Here is a 13,665-nt window from a genome sequence, read left to right on the forward strand (position 1 = left end):
AATTGTTCAATCAAGGATATCTATTATGTCTAATACAGTTACTGGTACCGTTAAGTGGTTTGACGAAGGGAAAGGTTTTGGCTTCATCGCCCAGGAATCCGGTCCCGACGTTTTTGCTCACTTCAGCGCAATTTCCGGTGGCGGTTTTAAAACCTTGGCCGAAGGCCAGAAGGTAGAGTTTACCGTGACTCAGGGCGCTAAAGGCCCACAAGCAGAAAACATTGTCTGCCTGTAAACTTTAGGCTTCGCCCCCAATAAGGGGCGAGACCGTCCACTTCCCCAGCCAGTAAGTGCTGGGGAGGTATCCCCCTTGGTACAACCTCTCTCTCTTTGTAGTGACAGCCGAGCTTTTTAGGTCTATCACGCATTTTCGAATTCCTCCCAGCTTTCTTAACTCGACGAAAGATCTACCTGGATCAACTCAATCCAAATGAAGGGTGTAGTACCAATAAGGGTCGCCAGAGGGCAACTTTTTGCAAGAGCCTCTGAAGATTTGATAGGGTCATTTCTTGTCAAGCGCGATGGCCCCGACATTTTTAGATATGGCAGTAGCCATCACAGGCAAGCTTCCCATAGGTGATCAGTAAGTGGGCAATCTTACACTTATTTACTTTCCGTTTACCCAGCGGCTTTTATTATTCCAGGTCTATCGAGAACTTTTGAGTGACTAGATCAATGGGGCCTGACTGCAAAACGCCAATATTGGTACTCTTAGCTGAAGACAATCACGCACTGGCGTCCAATATTATTGAGAGCCTCGAAGAGTACAATATTCGATGTGACTTCGCTGACAATGGAATAATGGCCACTGAGCTGGCCTTAAAGCATGACTTCGATGTAATCGTACTTGATGTCATGATGCCGGGTAGAAGCGGTTTCGAAGTGAGTTCTAAGTTGCGCAATGCAGGAAGCTCGACACCAATATTGATGCTGACCGCGCTGGACCAATTGGACGATAAAATCACCGGTTTCCAATCTGGAGGGGATGACTACCTGGTTAAACCCTTCGAAATGCTTGAGCTGGTCGCGCGGATTCGGTCTCTATCAATAAAACGACGCGTTACCCAAACCCGGTATAAAGTTGAGGACCTGGAAGTAAATTTAGAGACCCATGAAGTCACCAGGCAGGGAAAATCTATAAATCTGCCTCCAATCTGTTGGGAATTGCTCGTATTTTTGATGCAACAGAGTCCAAAGCTGGTTACTAAAGAAAAAATTGAACAGCATTTATGGCAGTTTCTTTCCCCCGAGTCCGACGTAATCAAAGTGCACCTGTATCGATTACGGCAGGGAATTGATAAGGGCTTCAGTTTTCCACTACTGCACACGATCAGAGGGAAGGGCGTTATCCTGGGGAAGCGTGATGAAAGTCTTTGATCGCTCCATTCGCAGAAAATTTTTCTTTCATTATATTTGGATTCTTATCGCAATTGTGGCGTGCAGTACAGTTGTCGTTGAGAAATCCAAAGTCAAAATGGTTAAGCACGCCTTGGGTGCGACACTGATATCAGTAGCTGAAAAACGTATTATTGAGGCTGGAGGGGTTATTGATGACCCTTTTTTTGCCCAGTTACAAACATATGATGAGTACAATTCACTGCCAGATACGGCAAAGCGCGTGTTAGAGGAAGCCGCTAGCGAAGAAAAAAGGGTGCACTTTAGTAAAGACTTAATTGATGATCGCTACTATTTAGCAATTATGCCCTATGCTGAAAGCGCCCTTAAGACAACTTACTACGTGCTGGAAATAGAAGAAGCGGCAATACCCAGCAAATATAAAAAGGTAGAAATAGAAGTTCTTATCGGTGTCTTACTAAGCCTGACATTAGCATTAAGCGTGCCTCTTATTCTTGCAAGACAAGTGATATCGCCACTAAAAGACCTGGAACAATTTGCGCAGAGCAGCCGACACAAATTTACACCGATCCCGGAATCTTTAAAGCAAAGAAAGGATGAATTTGGTCGTGTAGGACGAGTACTGCAAGAGTCGCTACAGCAGGTATGGAATCAACAAGAGCAGGAAAAACAATTTCTACAGAATGCAAGCCATGAACTGAGAACTCCTCTGGCAACCATTGGTAGCGCCTTGCATGTGGTGAAGGTAAGGCAGAATAAAGGTAAGCCAATCGATACTCAATTGGAGCAAATTGAGCGCTCTTATGAGCAGATGACCCAGTTAACACAAGCGCTTCTGCTGCTATCTCAAAGCAAGGTAAATCTGGAATCAACAGAATTTGATTTCAGTAATATGATTCAAACACGAGTTGAGCAGCTCAAATACCTCTTGGGTCAGCGAGATGTACAAGTTCATCTCAATTCGGATAGTTCGATCAATTTGAAGCAAGTACAAGTACTATTGGATATCGCCATAACCAATCTGCTCAGAAATGCCTTTGAGCATACCCTTGAGGGAAGTATCGATATTGATTTTGATGCAAATGGAATCCGGGTTCAGAATCCCATACTGCCGGAGCAGCAGGTGCATTTTGACAGGGGAGAAGGGCAGGGATTTGGTTTAGGCCTTCATATCCTGAAGCAAGTGGCCGATCAGCAGCAATGGATCTTTTCTTACAACAAAAATGAACAATACTTAACCGTTAACCTGGCCTGGGCATGAGTTTATTTACCTGACGTTTACCTTTACCGGTATAGAATCCACCCCAGAAATGACGGAACTTCAACCAGTTCAAATTGGGATTCAATATGTCTAGTTTGCGAGATCAAAACCATAAGAGTTCTCTGCCATTAACTTTGAGTATGTGCACCGCGCTGGTGGGTTCGGCATTATCCAGCCTGGCTTTTGCAGATGAAGTTACCCAGAAGCCGCCAAAGCAGGATGAGACAGCACTTTCTGTAGGTATTGGAACCTTTAGCGTTGAGTCAATCTACGTTGATGGTGAGGACCAAAACAACATATTTCCATTGATCTCAGCCCGCTACAAGCGCTTTTACTTTCAGGGTTTTGAGTTGGGGGCTGACCTGTACCACGATGAAAAACTTCGAGTGAAGTTTGGCATTGGCGGTGACCTGGCGGGCGATAGAGACAGAGGGGACAGTGATAAGCTCAGCGATATGGAAGAGCTTGACCTGGCGATTCTTGCCAACTTATCAATGAACTATAAAAGCCCTGTAGGCCTTTGGAAAGTTGGCATCTCACAAGATATCAGTAATACCCACGACGGATACAGTCTATCGGCTGGATATAGCCTGCCTTACAAGCATCAAAAGTGGATAATAAAACCCGATTTCACTATTAGCTGGCAAAGTGATAGTGCGCTGGATTATTACTATGGCGTGGACCTAGATGAAGTAACTCAAGATAGGGTAGCGTATGAAGCAGATGCAGATATTATTACCCGGTTAGGCGTACAAGTTGGATACAACATTAGCCCAAACCTTATTCTTATGGGGGGCGTATATCAAACCTGGTATGGCGATGAGATTAGTAATAGCCCAATCGTGGAAACTGATAGCTCTAGACGCACGTCATTAATGGTGAGTTATAAATTTTAACTTTTCTTACGATATTTGATGAGTGTAGATTATTTAGACTAGCCGGCTGATCAATACCAAGCAGAAGTTACAGGCCGAGGCAAGAGCCCCGGCCTGTAACCAAAACCTGTTTGCAGTACAATGTACACGATACCCACCGAGTCATAGCAAGAAGGCTTTTCTATTTAGTATCCCAATAGCAGGGACTACCGTATTTCTCCTTAAGGAAATCAATAACAACACGTACTTTGGGAGCCAGGTTATCCGTAGGTAAATAGAGTGCATTGATAGTCTGGTTTTCTGCCGATGAAGATGCGCGGTAGTCAGTCAAAATAGGAACCAGCTTGCCCAGCCGAATCTCTTCATTGATTAACCAGGTTGGAAACATAACAACCCCAGCTCCCCCTATAGCACTGGAAACCAGCGTTTCTGCATTATTGCTGTAAAGTGATCCCTTAACTTCATAGGGTGTCAAACCATCTTTACCGATAAACCAGCGCTGTAGCCCATTGGTTCCCTTAAATACCAAACAGTTGTGAGCAATTAACTGCTCTGGGGTTTCCGGAACCCCATTTACCCTCAGATATTCCGGGCTGGCTGCCAATACAAAGTTATGATTGCCAAAGCGATTCATTTTCAAGCCTGAATCTTGGAGCGCTCCAATTCTGATAAGTAAGTCAACACCCTCCTTAGCAGGGTCAATAAAGCTATCTGTCTGCTGCATTTCGATCCTAAGTAGCGGATAAAGCTCTAACAAATCTGGAATATAAGGAGCAATATGAAGCCGCCCAAAAGCAACGGGAGCGCTGATTTTAACAACTCCCCGTGGTGTGTTGGCTCTTTGCTCAATTTGCCCGCAAACTAACTCATACTGACGAACGATATCGCTACAGTACTTTGCAAAGGCCGTACCTTCATCCGTCAGTGATATTGCCCTGGTATGACGGTGCAGTAGTTTGGTTCCCACTTTCCCCTCTAGCTGGGCCATTTTTCGCGATACAGAGGACGGTGTCATTCCCTGCTGCCTGGAAACCTCAGAGTAGTTACCCAATTGGGCCGTCATTAAGAACAGTTTTAACTCTAATATTGATATATCGTAATTCATTAGCTAGCGGTCGATAGTGGGTAACTGTTGAGTGATGTTATGGCCCCTCTGAGTAGTGCTTTACTCCTGTATATTCAGCTAACTTTGGATAGCGGGCTGCAGTGCCTCATTACTGCGAACTGGAGCTCTCCGATTAGCAAGGTAATTACAGATCAACGCTAGAACTACGCAAACCATTGCGGCAATTCGCCAGGAACTTAACGGGATAGACGGATTCGTAAACCATCCCTGGGTATCAATAATCAAACTCATGCTCATCTGCTCAAAAAAATCGTTGCAATTGTTGTTGATGCCACACCAATTCTGGGAACAACAGCAACTACGACTATCATGTAGAAGATACCAAAAAGTGCACCGGTTAGTTGCCACTTAGGTACGGAAAGAATTGATGGGCCGCTGTGTTTTCCAAAGAAAAACGCGAGTAAGCCCATCACTACAGCACCGATACCAAAGGTAAAAAGGGCGCTTTGGACAACTCCTACATTTTCTCCAAATTTTCCATTAATTGCCGCCTGGGTGCTCAACGCTACGCCGGATAGTACTGCGAGTAACATCAACCCAATCATCATTTGGCTCCCAAGTAGGTAAAATATAATGCAAGGCATAAAAATGTTGCCCCACATATTCTTAGGAGATTAATGGGCTGTTTACGCACCCCAAACCACCCCAGGGAGTCAATTAGGAAGCTTTTGGCTGTTTGCCCCACAAGAATCCCGATCATGGTCATAGCTACTCCAAGTATAGGAGTGGCTAAAGTTAGAACAACAACGTAAACAGGCCCTAACAAGCCACCTGAAAGCTGCCACTTTGGAACCTCTCGCCAGCTTATATATTTTGCACTGGGGACAAATAGACTGATGAGCCAAAGTAGGGCTGTCCCAACACCAAATATGCTTAAAGTGGCCCACAAGTGACCAACCTGCATACCTAGGGGCCCTAACAGTCCCGCCTCGACGGAGAGCCCCATACCTGCAATAACAACCAAAATAGTGGCGAGAATATTCATCGAGGGTCAAATAAGCGTACGTTAGTCAAATGCTCATAGGCTTTTCCATTAGGGTATGAAACAAGTTCAAGTTGCATGCCCCAAGGAGCCATGAAATATACCCAGGTCTCTCCTTCAGTTGGCCCTTCAGTCATTACCGTAGGAGCGCCGAGTACCTCAATATTCTGCTTCTTGAGATATTCAACCGCAGCATCAATATCTTCAACATAGAATGCTAAATGATGCCCCCCAACATCAGCATTGTTTGGTGCCACCTTATTTCGATCTATGTTGTCGTCATACTCGAATATTTCCAGATTTATGCTGTTAGCATTCATAACAGCAATTTTCTTGATCTCTGCACGAGGACTTACATTAAGGTGATCCGTCATCCAAGCATCGTCTGAAGCAAATGGCCCAAACGTATAAGCCAACTCAAAACCAAAGTGTGTACTAAAGAACTCAACGGCCAAATCAATATCGGGGACGGTGAATCCTATATGATCTGCTTTTTTAAGTCCGGGGATAGCCATTAGATATCTCCCCAGTCATGGCGAAGCTTATTCAGTGCGCCCATGGTGGTAGCCCCTTTATTGAAGCCCGTATACATTGAGGCAAAAACAATCAATTCCTCAATCTCTTCATACGTTGCCCCTTGTTTGAGTGCCATATCAACATGGGCTCCAAACGGGTTACCTTCACCATTTACATTGAGCGCCATTTGGTCAATAGCGATAGTGATTAGTGCTTTGGTTTTCTGATCCAGAAGCGGCTTTCCCCATACCTCGCCTGCGACTCGTACAGCTAGATCTCCCCATACCGGGTTAATAGACTTAAGGACCCTCTGATCAACGAAGCATTTTTCCAGAATTAAGCTGAGCTGCTTGAAAAATTCACTTTATTACGCACAAACGCGTAATTTGCGCGTAATAGTCCACTAATTTTTCATCTGAAACCCTCAATAGGTGGATTTCAGGCGAACCACCCCTAGGCAGCCAAGTATTTTCTCCCTATTATTAAGTTGGTAAAGCCTGCCAGTAAGCACAGCCTCTCAGTATTTTTTACCAGTCCCCGATAGCGGACCTTGTCATAACCAAATACCCGTTTGATGTAGCGGAAGGGGTGCTCGACCTTCGCTCTTATCTGCGCCTTGATCTTTTCCGCTTTACGAAGTGCATCACGCCCTGGAAGAGTTTTTAGCTTGCTCGGCTTCATTGCTATATACCAATCCGCCTCCCGCTCTTTCAACTCTTCACGTTTCTCCGCACCAATGTACCCAGAGTCTCCCCAGATTCTTTTCTCCTCCCCGTGGAGAACTCGCTCTGTAGTTGTGACATCATGCGAATTCGCTGCTGTTGTATCTATGCTATGTATTACTCCGAGCACATCATCAACCCCGATATGCATTTTCATTCCAAAATGCCACTGATTGCCTTTCTTTGTTTGATGCATTTCTGGATCACGTTTTTTCTTTTTATTCTTGGTTGAAGTTGGCGCAGAGATAATAGTGGCATCTACAATCGTACCTTCACGCAGTACCATGCCATTCTCAGCAAGATGCTTGTTGATTTCATCAAAAAGAGCTGCACCTAGCTGATTGAGCTCCAGTAAGTGGCGAAAGTTAAGAATCGTTGTTTCATCGGGAATTGGGCCGCTCAAAGTCAATCCAGCAAAACTACGCATGGATTCAATTTCATACAGTGCATCCTCCATAGCGGGATCACTGAGATTATAAAATAGCTGCATGCAATGAATACGGAGCATGACACTCAATGGATATGGCTGTCGGCCACGTTTGCCTTGTGGATAGCAAGGAGTGATCTGAGCTTCTAGTCGCTGCCATGGGATGAGGGCTTCCATTTGAGAAAGAAACTTCTCTCGGCGAGTTATACGGCGCTTTAGCTTATATTCTGCTTCGGCAAAGGTGACTTGGTGCATAATTCATCGTAGTCTTGATGGGTAGGTGAATATTACCAATATTGGCTTGGAATTATTCAGAGGTTCCTTAAGTCCCTCGATCAATGCTTGATCATCCAAAACGGCATTTTCGTACTTGGTAGTCATAGTTAATAATCCTGGTTATCTAGATGATATTTCGCTGTAACAGCTGGAAGTTATTATAGGGAGCTGTATCCTTCTTAAAACTTATAAGCAGGAACATCACTTTTGCAAATTATGCACAGATGATCGCTGTTTATGAGGTGACAAGTCTGTTGTTAGGGCTTATTTTAGTGCCCCAAGCAGGGGCGAAAGAGGAATATGCTAGCGCGGCTAAAAATGGTATTAGCCGGAAGGGAAGAGCATTTTGATATGGCGATTACAGCATGGTAGCTAATGCCTCTAAATATATTCCAGTTGTCCCAACTAGATAAAAGCTACTAGCAACACCGATGCTGCTTATAATCTACCCTAAACTATGAATATCCATTGAAGGCTCGATATTCATATGTCCATGACTCCTATAGATATCGAACGCTGGAATAGAAAGGCCCACTTTGAATTTTTTATGAGCAGTGCAGGGTCAACTCGGATAGGCTTAACCCAGCCGGTCGATGTGACAAATCTGGTATCTTTCTGTAAAAAGAATACACTCCCTTTTTATTACAGCCTTATTTTTCTTGTCACTCAGGTGGGAAATGAAATAGCGGGTTTCAGGCATCGTATCGTCAATGGCCAGCCCATTGAGCACGACATGCTGCACCCTTTATTTTCTGATTTAGGGGATAATGAGTTATTCAAACTCGTTATGGCAAGAATGGAAACGAATCTGACAGAGTTCGTCCACAAGGCAAGGGAACTTTCACAGGCGCAATCTGAGTACCTACCCGTAGAAAATTTCATCAGCCGCCATGATATCTTGAATATCAGCTGCTACCCCTGGGGTGACTTCTCTGGTCTACAGGTAAAGCCTGTACAGAAAGAAGATTGTGATCCAGGAATACCGTTTATTTTCTGGGGTAAATACCATCGCCAGGAGGGCCGCCTTGTCACCTCGATGTATATTGAAGTTAATCACTGCTTTCTGGATGGCATCCATCTTTATCAATTTAAACATCAGTTGGAGGATAAGATTCTTCAACTGGCTTAAAATTTTTAAACTGGATCTAGGAGGCTCTGAGTAATTCCGTGAACCCACTCTTAAAGTTGCTTGTCGCGGACGTTTAAAAGCTATAGAGATACTACATAGTTACTCAGAGGCTCCCTAGCTAACACTCCCTCAAACGGTGAAATTTTAGCCGCCAATAAAAAAGGCAACTACCAGGGCAATAAGCCCGAGAGAAGTAAATTGTATAGAAGTTTTCCTGAATTTTGGTACCGCAAAGGCAACCACTAATCCACTAATCAAGCTAAATAGCAGGCTCGCACCAAGCATAATGGATGAGAACCAGAAGAGGGGACCGGCATGACCTTTATGTATCAGCAGGAATTGATGCCATAGATCGTGTTCTTTTACATGAAGTATCGCTGATTGCTTATCCTGGCTAGGCTCCAAATAGACTTGGCGTTTATAGCCATACCAGCCAATCCACTCATCTTCCAAATAAAAATCTGCTGGCAATGATACTTCCGTGGGCTGAACAATCGGAGAGATTGTATCCAGAGTCTCTTGCTCATTGCTGGGCAGGCCCTTGGGTAGAGAGACTGTGTACTCTAATTGTTCATCGACGCCCCCCTCTATATCAAATAGATAGAGCACACCCGTGGCGATATACAAAATGGCAATGGGTAGAAAAAAGCAGGAAAAGTAGGTGTGGAGCTTGATCCACAGTAAACGGTATCTGGATTTCATAGGCAACAAAGGGCGCAATGCAACTGCATTGCGCCCTGATAGTAAATAAACAAATTAAGGAAATTAGAAGCGGTAGTCTACTGACAGACGGATGTCCCGGCCCGCCTCATAAATTCCGGCTACGCTACCAAACCCGGTAATATCTGTATAATCTGCTACGCTGGAGTGATCCCGATAGTGTTCATTAAACAGGTTTTGAGCCGCTAAATTCACATTCAGACTGTCATCTGCCAGTGGTTCCCAGTGCAAGTAAAGATCGTGTACTTGGTAGCCGGGCTTGTCAACCTCTTGGATACTGTCGACATCGTCGTCGACCTCTACTGAGCGGTGTAAAACTTCAATATCATTTAGGTCTTGTACCAGAGTAAAATTCCAGCCCAACTCTAATTTCGGTGTAATAGCATAGCTGGTGGTCAGGTTCCATGTATCGCCGCGAGCATTTGCTAAACCGTTATGCTCATACCCCTCTACAGTCTCTCCATTCAATTCCGAATCATTGTGGCTGAATGCGGCGCTGATGGTTAACTGATCCCAAACATATGAGGCGCTGAGTTCAAACCCTTCAGTTTCCAACTCACCAATATTTTCATAATAAACGGGACGCCCGACCTGATCAAAAATAACGTCATCGATAGTGCTGCGGTAGACAGCGGCTCTTAGTTGAAGGCCGTCCAGGCTGTATTCTAGTCCCAGCTCGGTATTGTCGACCGTCTCAGCATCCAGGTCAGGATCAAGAGTTGCCGACCACAGAGTAAACCCATCTCCAACTTCCTTGCCGCGCATCGCTGTTGCATGACCCGCAGTAAAGGTGAGTGCATCGGTAAGCGAATAACTCATTCCAATAATGGGGCTGAACCCCTTACTATCTGTCTCATCATCATGAGTCACTTGCTCCAGCTTGTATTCATCGTAACGCAGTCCAAAACTCAGCAATAGCGCGTCTGTAGCCTGCCAATGATCCTGGATATAGGCTCCGCGAACATGTCCCTCTTCAAGCCAGGAGTTGAGGCCTCCCTCCACTCCCTCCACTTCATCCTCACGGGCCTCAATGCCATAGGTGATGGTATGTTGACCAACACTGCTGGTATTACGTAAATCAAAACCGATGGATTCCACGGAAGCAACGTAGTCCCATAGCTCCCGCCAAACTTCTGATGTGGTGTGATAAACCGTTGTTTCTAAATTGACCAGTGCACTGGGGGCAAATTGGTGGTTTATGACAAAGGTCTGGCGTTCGGCTTCCATCGGGTAAAGAGTTTCGCCTTGCAGGGCGGGCCAGTTGGGATGTCTACTGAACTCGCCTGATTCTTCCCGCTGTTCAAAGCTGATACTCAGTTTTTGATTTTCAGACAAATCGCCACTCAACTTTATAAAGGCGAGATCTTGATCGGAAGCTGAGCCGTGGATAATGTCACCGTCGCCATCTTCCATATTATCGCGATCAACGGTCACAAATGCCCCGAGCAGCCCCCAATTGTCAGTAATCTTTCCATATACCGAAGCACTGGCTTTCTCACCATCATTACTAAAGAAAGCGCCTTTCACTATTGCGCCAAACTGCTCACCGTCATCTAGTAGATCATCCGCATCTTTGGTCTTAAAGCGGATAGCACCGCCAATGGCACCGGCCCCACTGGTAGCTTCACCAGCACCAGCTTGCACTTCAACTTTCTGCAATAGCTCCGGTTCTATTGATACCCGACCAATATGATGGAAGAGGGTGCTTGTTTGTGGAGCACCATCAACAGTCACATTAAGAAGTGTGTCTTCCATACCGCGGACATAGACTTTTTGCGCAATACCCAGTGACCCACCAACAGATACGGAGGGTATCTGGCGAAATATATCGCTGAGATCATTTGCCTGCTGGATGTCGAGTTCTTCAGGTGTAATCTCGGTATCTGTAGCGACGCCGACAACGACCACGGTTTCCAAAGGGGGTTCAGTGGTAGTCTCTCGCTCTTTTACTTCCTGTGCCTGACTAATGCCAGAAGCCAGGACGCTGGATACCATCAAGGGGAGTAACGCGTGTTTGCTATGAGAAATGTTGCAGGCCATTTGGCTGTCCTTCACAGAGTTACTTATTTGCAAATGCGAATTATTCCTATTGCGACTCGCAAAGTACAGCGGTGTTGCATTTGTTACATTTGATGTCCGCTTTAGCCTAAGCTGGCTCTAAGCATCCAGAAAATTGAGAGGGAAGAGTCACTCTCATGCACAAGCCCCCTGCGGGACGATTGGAGGCTTCCACAGTTGCACCAACACTCTTCAGTTGGCGTCGTGCTAAAGCTAAACCAAGCCCAAAATTTTTTGATTTTGAGGTGCGTGATTGATCCGCCCTGAAAAAGGGCTTAAAGATACTACCCAACAGATCCTCTGGAACTCCGGGTCCCGAGTCTTCGATATCAATAATGACTTTATTTTCTGCGGTCTGCTCCAGAAGAACATGAACAGCTTGCCCCTTCGGGGTATAACGCATCGCATTGCGTAGAATATTCTCCAGGGCCTGACCAACAGCTTGATGGTTGGATTGTCTTATTTCCGCCGAGTCCGGCAAGTGGGTGCAGATAGTGCGGTTGGGGAATTCAAAACGAGCATCCTCAACAATAACGTCGATAAGGTCTACCAAGTCCAGGTCTTCGTTGCCCATAGCGGGTTGCTCATTATCTAGCCAGGCGAGAGTGAGGGTGTCCTCAACCAAATGTCGGATATGAGAGGATTCCCGCTGAATCCTTTGGATATTTCGATCACTTGAATAACGGTTACCTGCACCTTCGATGGCAATGTCCAAGCGGGTTAGGGGCGTTCGTAGTTCGTGGGAAAGGTCAGCAATCAACTGGCGCTGGTTGACGATTTGCTCGCCAATTCGGGTGGCCATCTGATCGAAAGTTTTGGCAAGTTCAGAGATCTCATCGTTGCGATTGCCTAACTGGCGATGGACACGAACATCAAAATTTCCTCGACTGAATTCCCTTGTTGCCTGCTCCAACTTCCGTAGGGGGTTCATAATGTGGCGGTATAGCATCAGGGAAATGAAAGCTAGAATGCCCATGGGTAACAGTATTTGCAGTGCCAGTCGGGTAGTTTGCCAGTAGCTACCAGGGCGCATCCTATCCGGAAGCAGTATCAGCAAGCTGGTTCTCTCTGTTTCAAATGGGATCTCCATTACCGGATTGTCTGCAAAATAGAGGTGGACTTTCCAATCTACATCGCGGCCTAAGTTATATCCGATGTAGCGATGCTCATTCCCTCTCTCTCCTGCAATGTGGGTTACCTCATACTGAGTAACAGTGGCCCAGGTATTCTCTCGTTTCTGGAGCATATACAACCATTGCTCCAATTCAGCTTTGTTGCCAGTGAGAAAGTACATCTCCGCATCTTTGCCCCACTGCTTTAACTCCTCCCGGTGAGAAGTTTCTAGCAGGCTCATCTGTTCCTCGGTGCGGATAGTTAGGGAGTTGATCAGATAGAAGAGGGCAACGATACCGGCAGTAGTCAGTAAGCAGAGTTTCCAAAGAAGTTTCCGGTTCATTTCAAACAGTATCCCTTGCCATGCACCGTTTGTAAGCGGTCCCCACGCCAGCCTACACTCGTTAGTTTGCGTCTGACCCGGCTCAAGTGCATATCCAAACTGCGATCGTAGGCACCCAAAGTGCGGTTGAGGACCTGCTGGGAAAGATATGCCTTGCTCAATACTTCACCGCGGTGTATCGCTAGCTCCCACAGCAATTTGAATTGAATCGCTGTGAATTCAATTGGAGAGTCGCCTGCAAAAACTTGCTGGGTATTCAAATCGAGCAGTAGATTGTCGATCTCGGCATGGTCGACGTTCTCCGTCTGCGCCGGCTGACTGCGGCGCAATAACGCCTCAATGCGCAACAAGAGTTCAGTCTGATTAAACGGTTTAGCCACATAATCATCTGCCCCGTGGCGCAGGCCAGTGATTCTTTCTTCTTCTGCCCCCTTCGCGGTGAGGATAATCACTGGAACCTGACTGGTTTTGCGTAAAATCTTGAGTAGGGAAATCCCGTCCATTTCTGGCAGCATTAAGTCGAGCAGAATTAACTGTGGTTGGTGCTTTGTAGCTTTCAAAAGCGCGGTATGCCCACCAAAGCAGGTATTCACCTGATACCCTGCATCTTGGATCATCTCACTAAGTTGGTCGTTTAGGCCTCGATCATCTTCGACGATTAGGATATTAAATTGTGAGGGCAATTTTTGGCTCATGAAGACACTGGCTGTTTGCAAAATGATGCAGAGCAAATTACCACAATGGGCAATGGCTAAATATGG

General features: G+C 45.8%; 16 protein-coding genes. 5 read left to right on the forward strand and 11 right to left on the reverse strand.

The features are described from left to right. Positions 1-25 precede the first annotated feature (25 nt). From ACJJIN_RS05945 to ACJJIN_RS05960, 4 genes are all read left to right on the forward strand, one after another. Complete coding sequence (locus tag ACJJIN_RS05945) at positions 26-235, forward strand: cold-shock protein (RefSeq protein WP_108733254.1); 210 nt, start codon at positions 26-28, stop codon at positions 233-235. A 428-nt stretch (positions 236-663) separates the two neighbouring features. Then, entirely contained in the window at positions 664-1,377 is a 714-nt protein-coding gene (locus ACJJIN_RS05950; RefSeq protein ID WP_444897284.1) for a response regulator transcription factor, read from the forward strand. Then, positions 1,364-2,617: a sensor histidine kinase gene (locus ACJJIN_RS05955; protein WP_444897285.1), complete on the forward strand. Its 1,254-nt coding sequence runs from the start codon at positions 1,364-1,366 to the stop codon at positions 2,615-2,617. Before ACJJIN_RS05950 ends, ACJJIN_RS05955 begins: the two co-directional genes overlap by 14 nt. A gap of 86 nt (positions 2,618-2,703) precedes the next feature. Then, a complete protein-coding gene (locus tag ACJJIN_RS05960) occupies positions 2,704-3,513 on the forward strand; it encodes a MipA/OmpV family protein (RefSeq protein ID WP_444897286.1) in 810 nt (269 codons plus the stop codon). Positions 3,514-3,673: 160 nt separating this feature from the next. Here the strand turns inward: ACJJIN_RS05960 and ACJJIN_RS05965 are convergent, their stop codons facing one another. From ACJJIN_RS05965 to ACJJIN_RS05995, 7 genes are all read right to left on the reverse strand, one after another. Continuing rightward, positions 3,674-4,597 carry a LysR family transcriptional regulator gene (locus ACJJIN_RS05965; RefSeq protein WP_444897287.1) on the reverse strand — a complete coding sequence of 308 codons (924 nt, stop codon included), beginning with the start codon at positions 4,595-4,597 and terminating at the stop codon, positions 3,674-3,676. Between the two features lie 78 nt (positions 4,598-4,675). Next, complete coding sequence (locus ACJJIN_RS05970) at positions 4,676-4,855, reverse strand: DMT family transporter (protein ID WP_444897288.1); 180 nt, start codon at positions 4,853-4,855, stop codon at positions 4,676-4,678. Further along, entirely contained in the window at positions 4,852-5,166 is a 315-nt protein-coding gene (locus ACJJIN_RS05975; RefSeq protein WP_444897289.1) for a DMT family transporter, read from the reverse strand. The genes ACJJIN_RS05970 and ACJJIN_RS05975 overlap by 4 nt, the downstream gene beginning before the upstream one ends. Beyond that, positions 5,163-5,603: a DMT family transporter gene (locus ACJJIN_RS05980; protein ID WP_444897290.1), complete on the reverse strand. Its 441-nt coding sequence runs from the start codon at positions 5,601-5,603 to the stop codon at positions 5,163-5,165. Before ACJJIN_RS05980 ends, ACJJIN_RS05975 begins: the two co-directional genes overlap by 4 nt. Then, positions 5,600-6,115, reverse strand: a complete 516-nt coding sequence (locus ACJJIN_RS05985) for a VOC family protein (protein ID WP_444897291.1) — start codon at positions 6,113-6,115, stop codon at positions 5,600-5,602. Before ACJJIN_RS05985 ends, ACJJIN_RS05980 begins: the two co-directional genes overlap by 4 nt. Then, positions 6,115-6,453 (reverse strand): carboxymuconolactone decarboxylase family protein, encoded by a 339-nt coding sequence (locus tag ACJJIN_RS05990; protein WP_444898231.1) that lies wholly within the window; start codon positions 6,451-6,453, stop codon positions 6,115-6,117. Before ACJJIN_RS05990 ends, ACJJIN_RS05985 begins: the two co-directional genes overlap by 1 nt. Positions 6,454-6,569: 116 nt before the next feature. Beyond that, the gene (locus tag ACJJIN_RS05995; RefSeq protein WP_444895065.1) at positions 6,570-7,520 is read right to left on the reverse strand and encodes an IS5 family transposase; all 951 of its coding nucleotides are present in this window, start codon (positions 7,518-7,520) and stop codon (positions 6,570-6,572) included. Positions 7,521-8,028: 508 nt separating this feature from the next. On the opposite strand from ACJJIN_RS05995, the gene ACJJIN_RS06000 reads away from it, so the two are divergent. Continuing rightward, positions 8,029-8,670, forward strand: coding sequence for a CatA-like O-acetyltransferase (locus ACJJIN_RS06000; protein ID WP_444897292.1), 642 nt, complete (start codon positions 8,029-8,031; stop codon positions 8,668-8,670). A 144-nt stretch (positions 8,671-8,814) separates the two neighbouring features. Here ACJJIN_RS06000 and ACJJIN_RS06005 read toward each other — a convergent pair whose 3' ends face one another. From ACJJIN_RS06005 to ACJJIN_RS06020, 4 genes are all read right to left on the reverse strand, one after another. Then, positions 8,815-9,372 carry a PepSY-associated transmembrane domain-containing protein gene (locus tag ACJJIN_RS06005; RefSeq protein WP_444897293.1) on the reverse strand — a complete coding sequence of 186 codons (558 nt, stop codon included), beginning with the start codon at positions 9,370-9,372 and terminating at the stop codon, positions 8,815-8,817. Between the two features lie 63 nt (positions 9,373-9,435). Next, positions 9,436-11,430: a TonB-dependent receptor gene (locus ACJJIN_RS06010; protein ID WP_444897294.1), complete on the reverse strand. Its 1,995-nt coding sequence runs from the start codon at positions 11,428-11,430 to the stop codon at positions 9,436-9,438. A 106-nt stretch (positions 11,431-11,536) separates the two neighbouring features. Next, a complete protein-coding gene (locus tag ACJJIN_RS06015) occupies positions 11,537-12,904 on the reverse strand; it encodes a sensor histidine kinase (RefSeq protein WP_444897295.1) in 1,368 nt (455 codons plus the stop codon). Continuing rightward, positions 12,901-13,599 carry a response regulator transcription factor gene (locus ACJJIN_RS06020; RefSeq protein ID WP_444897296.1) on the reverse strand — a complete coding sequence of 233 codons (699 nt, stop codon included), beginning with the start codon at positions 13,597-13,599 and terminating at the stop codon, positions 12,901-12,903. Before ACJJIN_RS06020 ends, ACJJIN_RS06015 begins: the two co-directional genes overlap by 4 nt. Between the last annotated feature and the right edge of the window lie 66 nt (positions 13,600-13,665).

Source organism: Microbulbifer maximicatervae (SeqCode) (assembly GCF_052467505.1).

What these genes read in the sequence shown, in the direction of transcription:
- ACJJIN_RS05965 (WP_444897287.1), bottom strand. Translation starts at nt 4,597, where the DNA reads ATGAATTACGATATATCAATATTAGAGTTAAAACTGTTCTTAATGACG.
- ACJJIN_RS06005 (WP_444897293.1), bottom strand. Translation starts at nt 9,372, where the DNA reads ATGAAATCCAGATACCGTTTACTGTGGATCAAGCTCCACACCTACTTT.
- ACJJIN_RS06000 (WP_444897292.1), top strand. Translation starts at nt 8,029, where the DNA reads ATGTCCATGACTCCTATAGATATCGAACGCTGGAATAGAAAGGCCCAC.
- ACJJIN_RS05995 (WP_444895065.1), bottom strand. Translation starts at nt 7,520, where the DNA reads ATGCACCAAGTCACCTTTGCCGAAGCAGAATATAAGCTAAAGCGCCGT.
- ACJJIN_RS05960 (WP_444897286.1), top strand. Translation starts at nt 2,704, where the DNA reads ATGTCTAGTTTGCGAGATCAAAACCATAAGAGTTCTCTGCCATTAACT.
- ACJJIN_RS06010 (WP_444897294.1), bottom strand. Translation starts at nt 11,430, where the DNA reads ATGGCCTGCAACATTTCTCATAGCAAACACGCGTTACTCCCCTTGATG.
- ACJJIN_RS05975 (WP_444897289.1), bottom strand. Translation starts at nt 5,166, where the DNA reads ATGATGATTGGGTTGATGTTACTCGCAGTACTATCCGGCGTAGCGTTG.
- ACJJIN_RS06015 (WP_444897295.1), bottom strand. Translation starts at nt 12,904, where the DNA reads ATGAACCGGAAACTTCTTTGGAAACTCTGCTTACTGACTACTGCCGGT.
- ACJJIN_RS05980 (WP_444897290.1), bottom strand. Translation starts at nt 5,603, where the DNA reads ATGAATATTCTCGCCACTATTTTGGTTGTTATTGCAGGTATGGGGCTC.
- ACJJIN_RS05985 (WP_444897291.1), bottom strand. Translation starts at nt 6,115, where the DNA reads ATGGCTATCCCCGGACTTAAAAAAGCAGATCATATAGGATTCACCGTC.
- ACJJIN_RS05955 (WP_444897285.1), top strand. Translation starts at nt 1,364, where the DNA reads ATGAAAGTCTTTGATCGCTCCATTCGCAGAAAATTTTTCTTTCATTAT.
- ACJJIN_RS06020 (WP_444897296.1), bottom strand. Translation starts at nt 13,599, where the DNA reads ATGAGCCAAAAATTGCCCTCACAATTTAATATCCTAATCGTCGAAGAT.
- ACJJIN_RS05970 (WP_444897288.1), bottom strand. Translation starts at nt 4,855, where the DNA reads ATGAGCATGAGTTTGATTATTGATACCCAGGGATGGTTTACGAATCCG.
- ACJJIN_RS05945 (WP_108733254.1), top strand. Translation starts at nt 26, where the DNA reads ATGTCTAATACAGTTACTGGTACCGTTAAGTGGTTTGACGAAGGGAAA.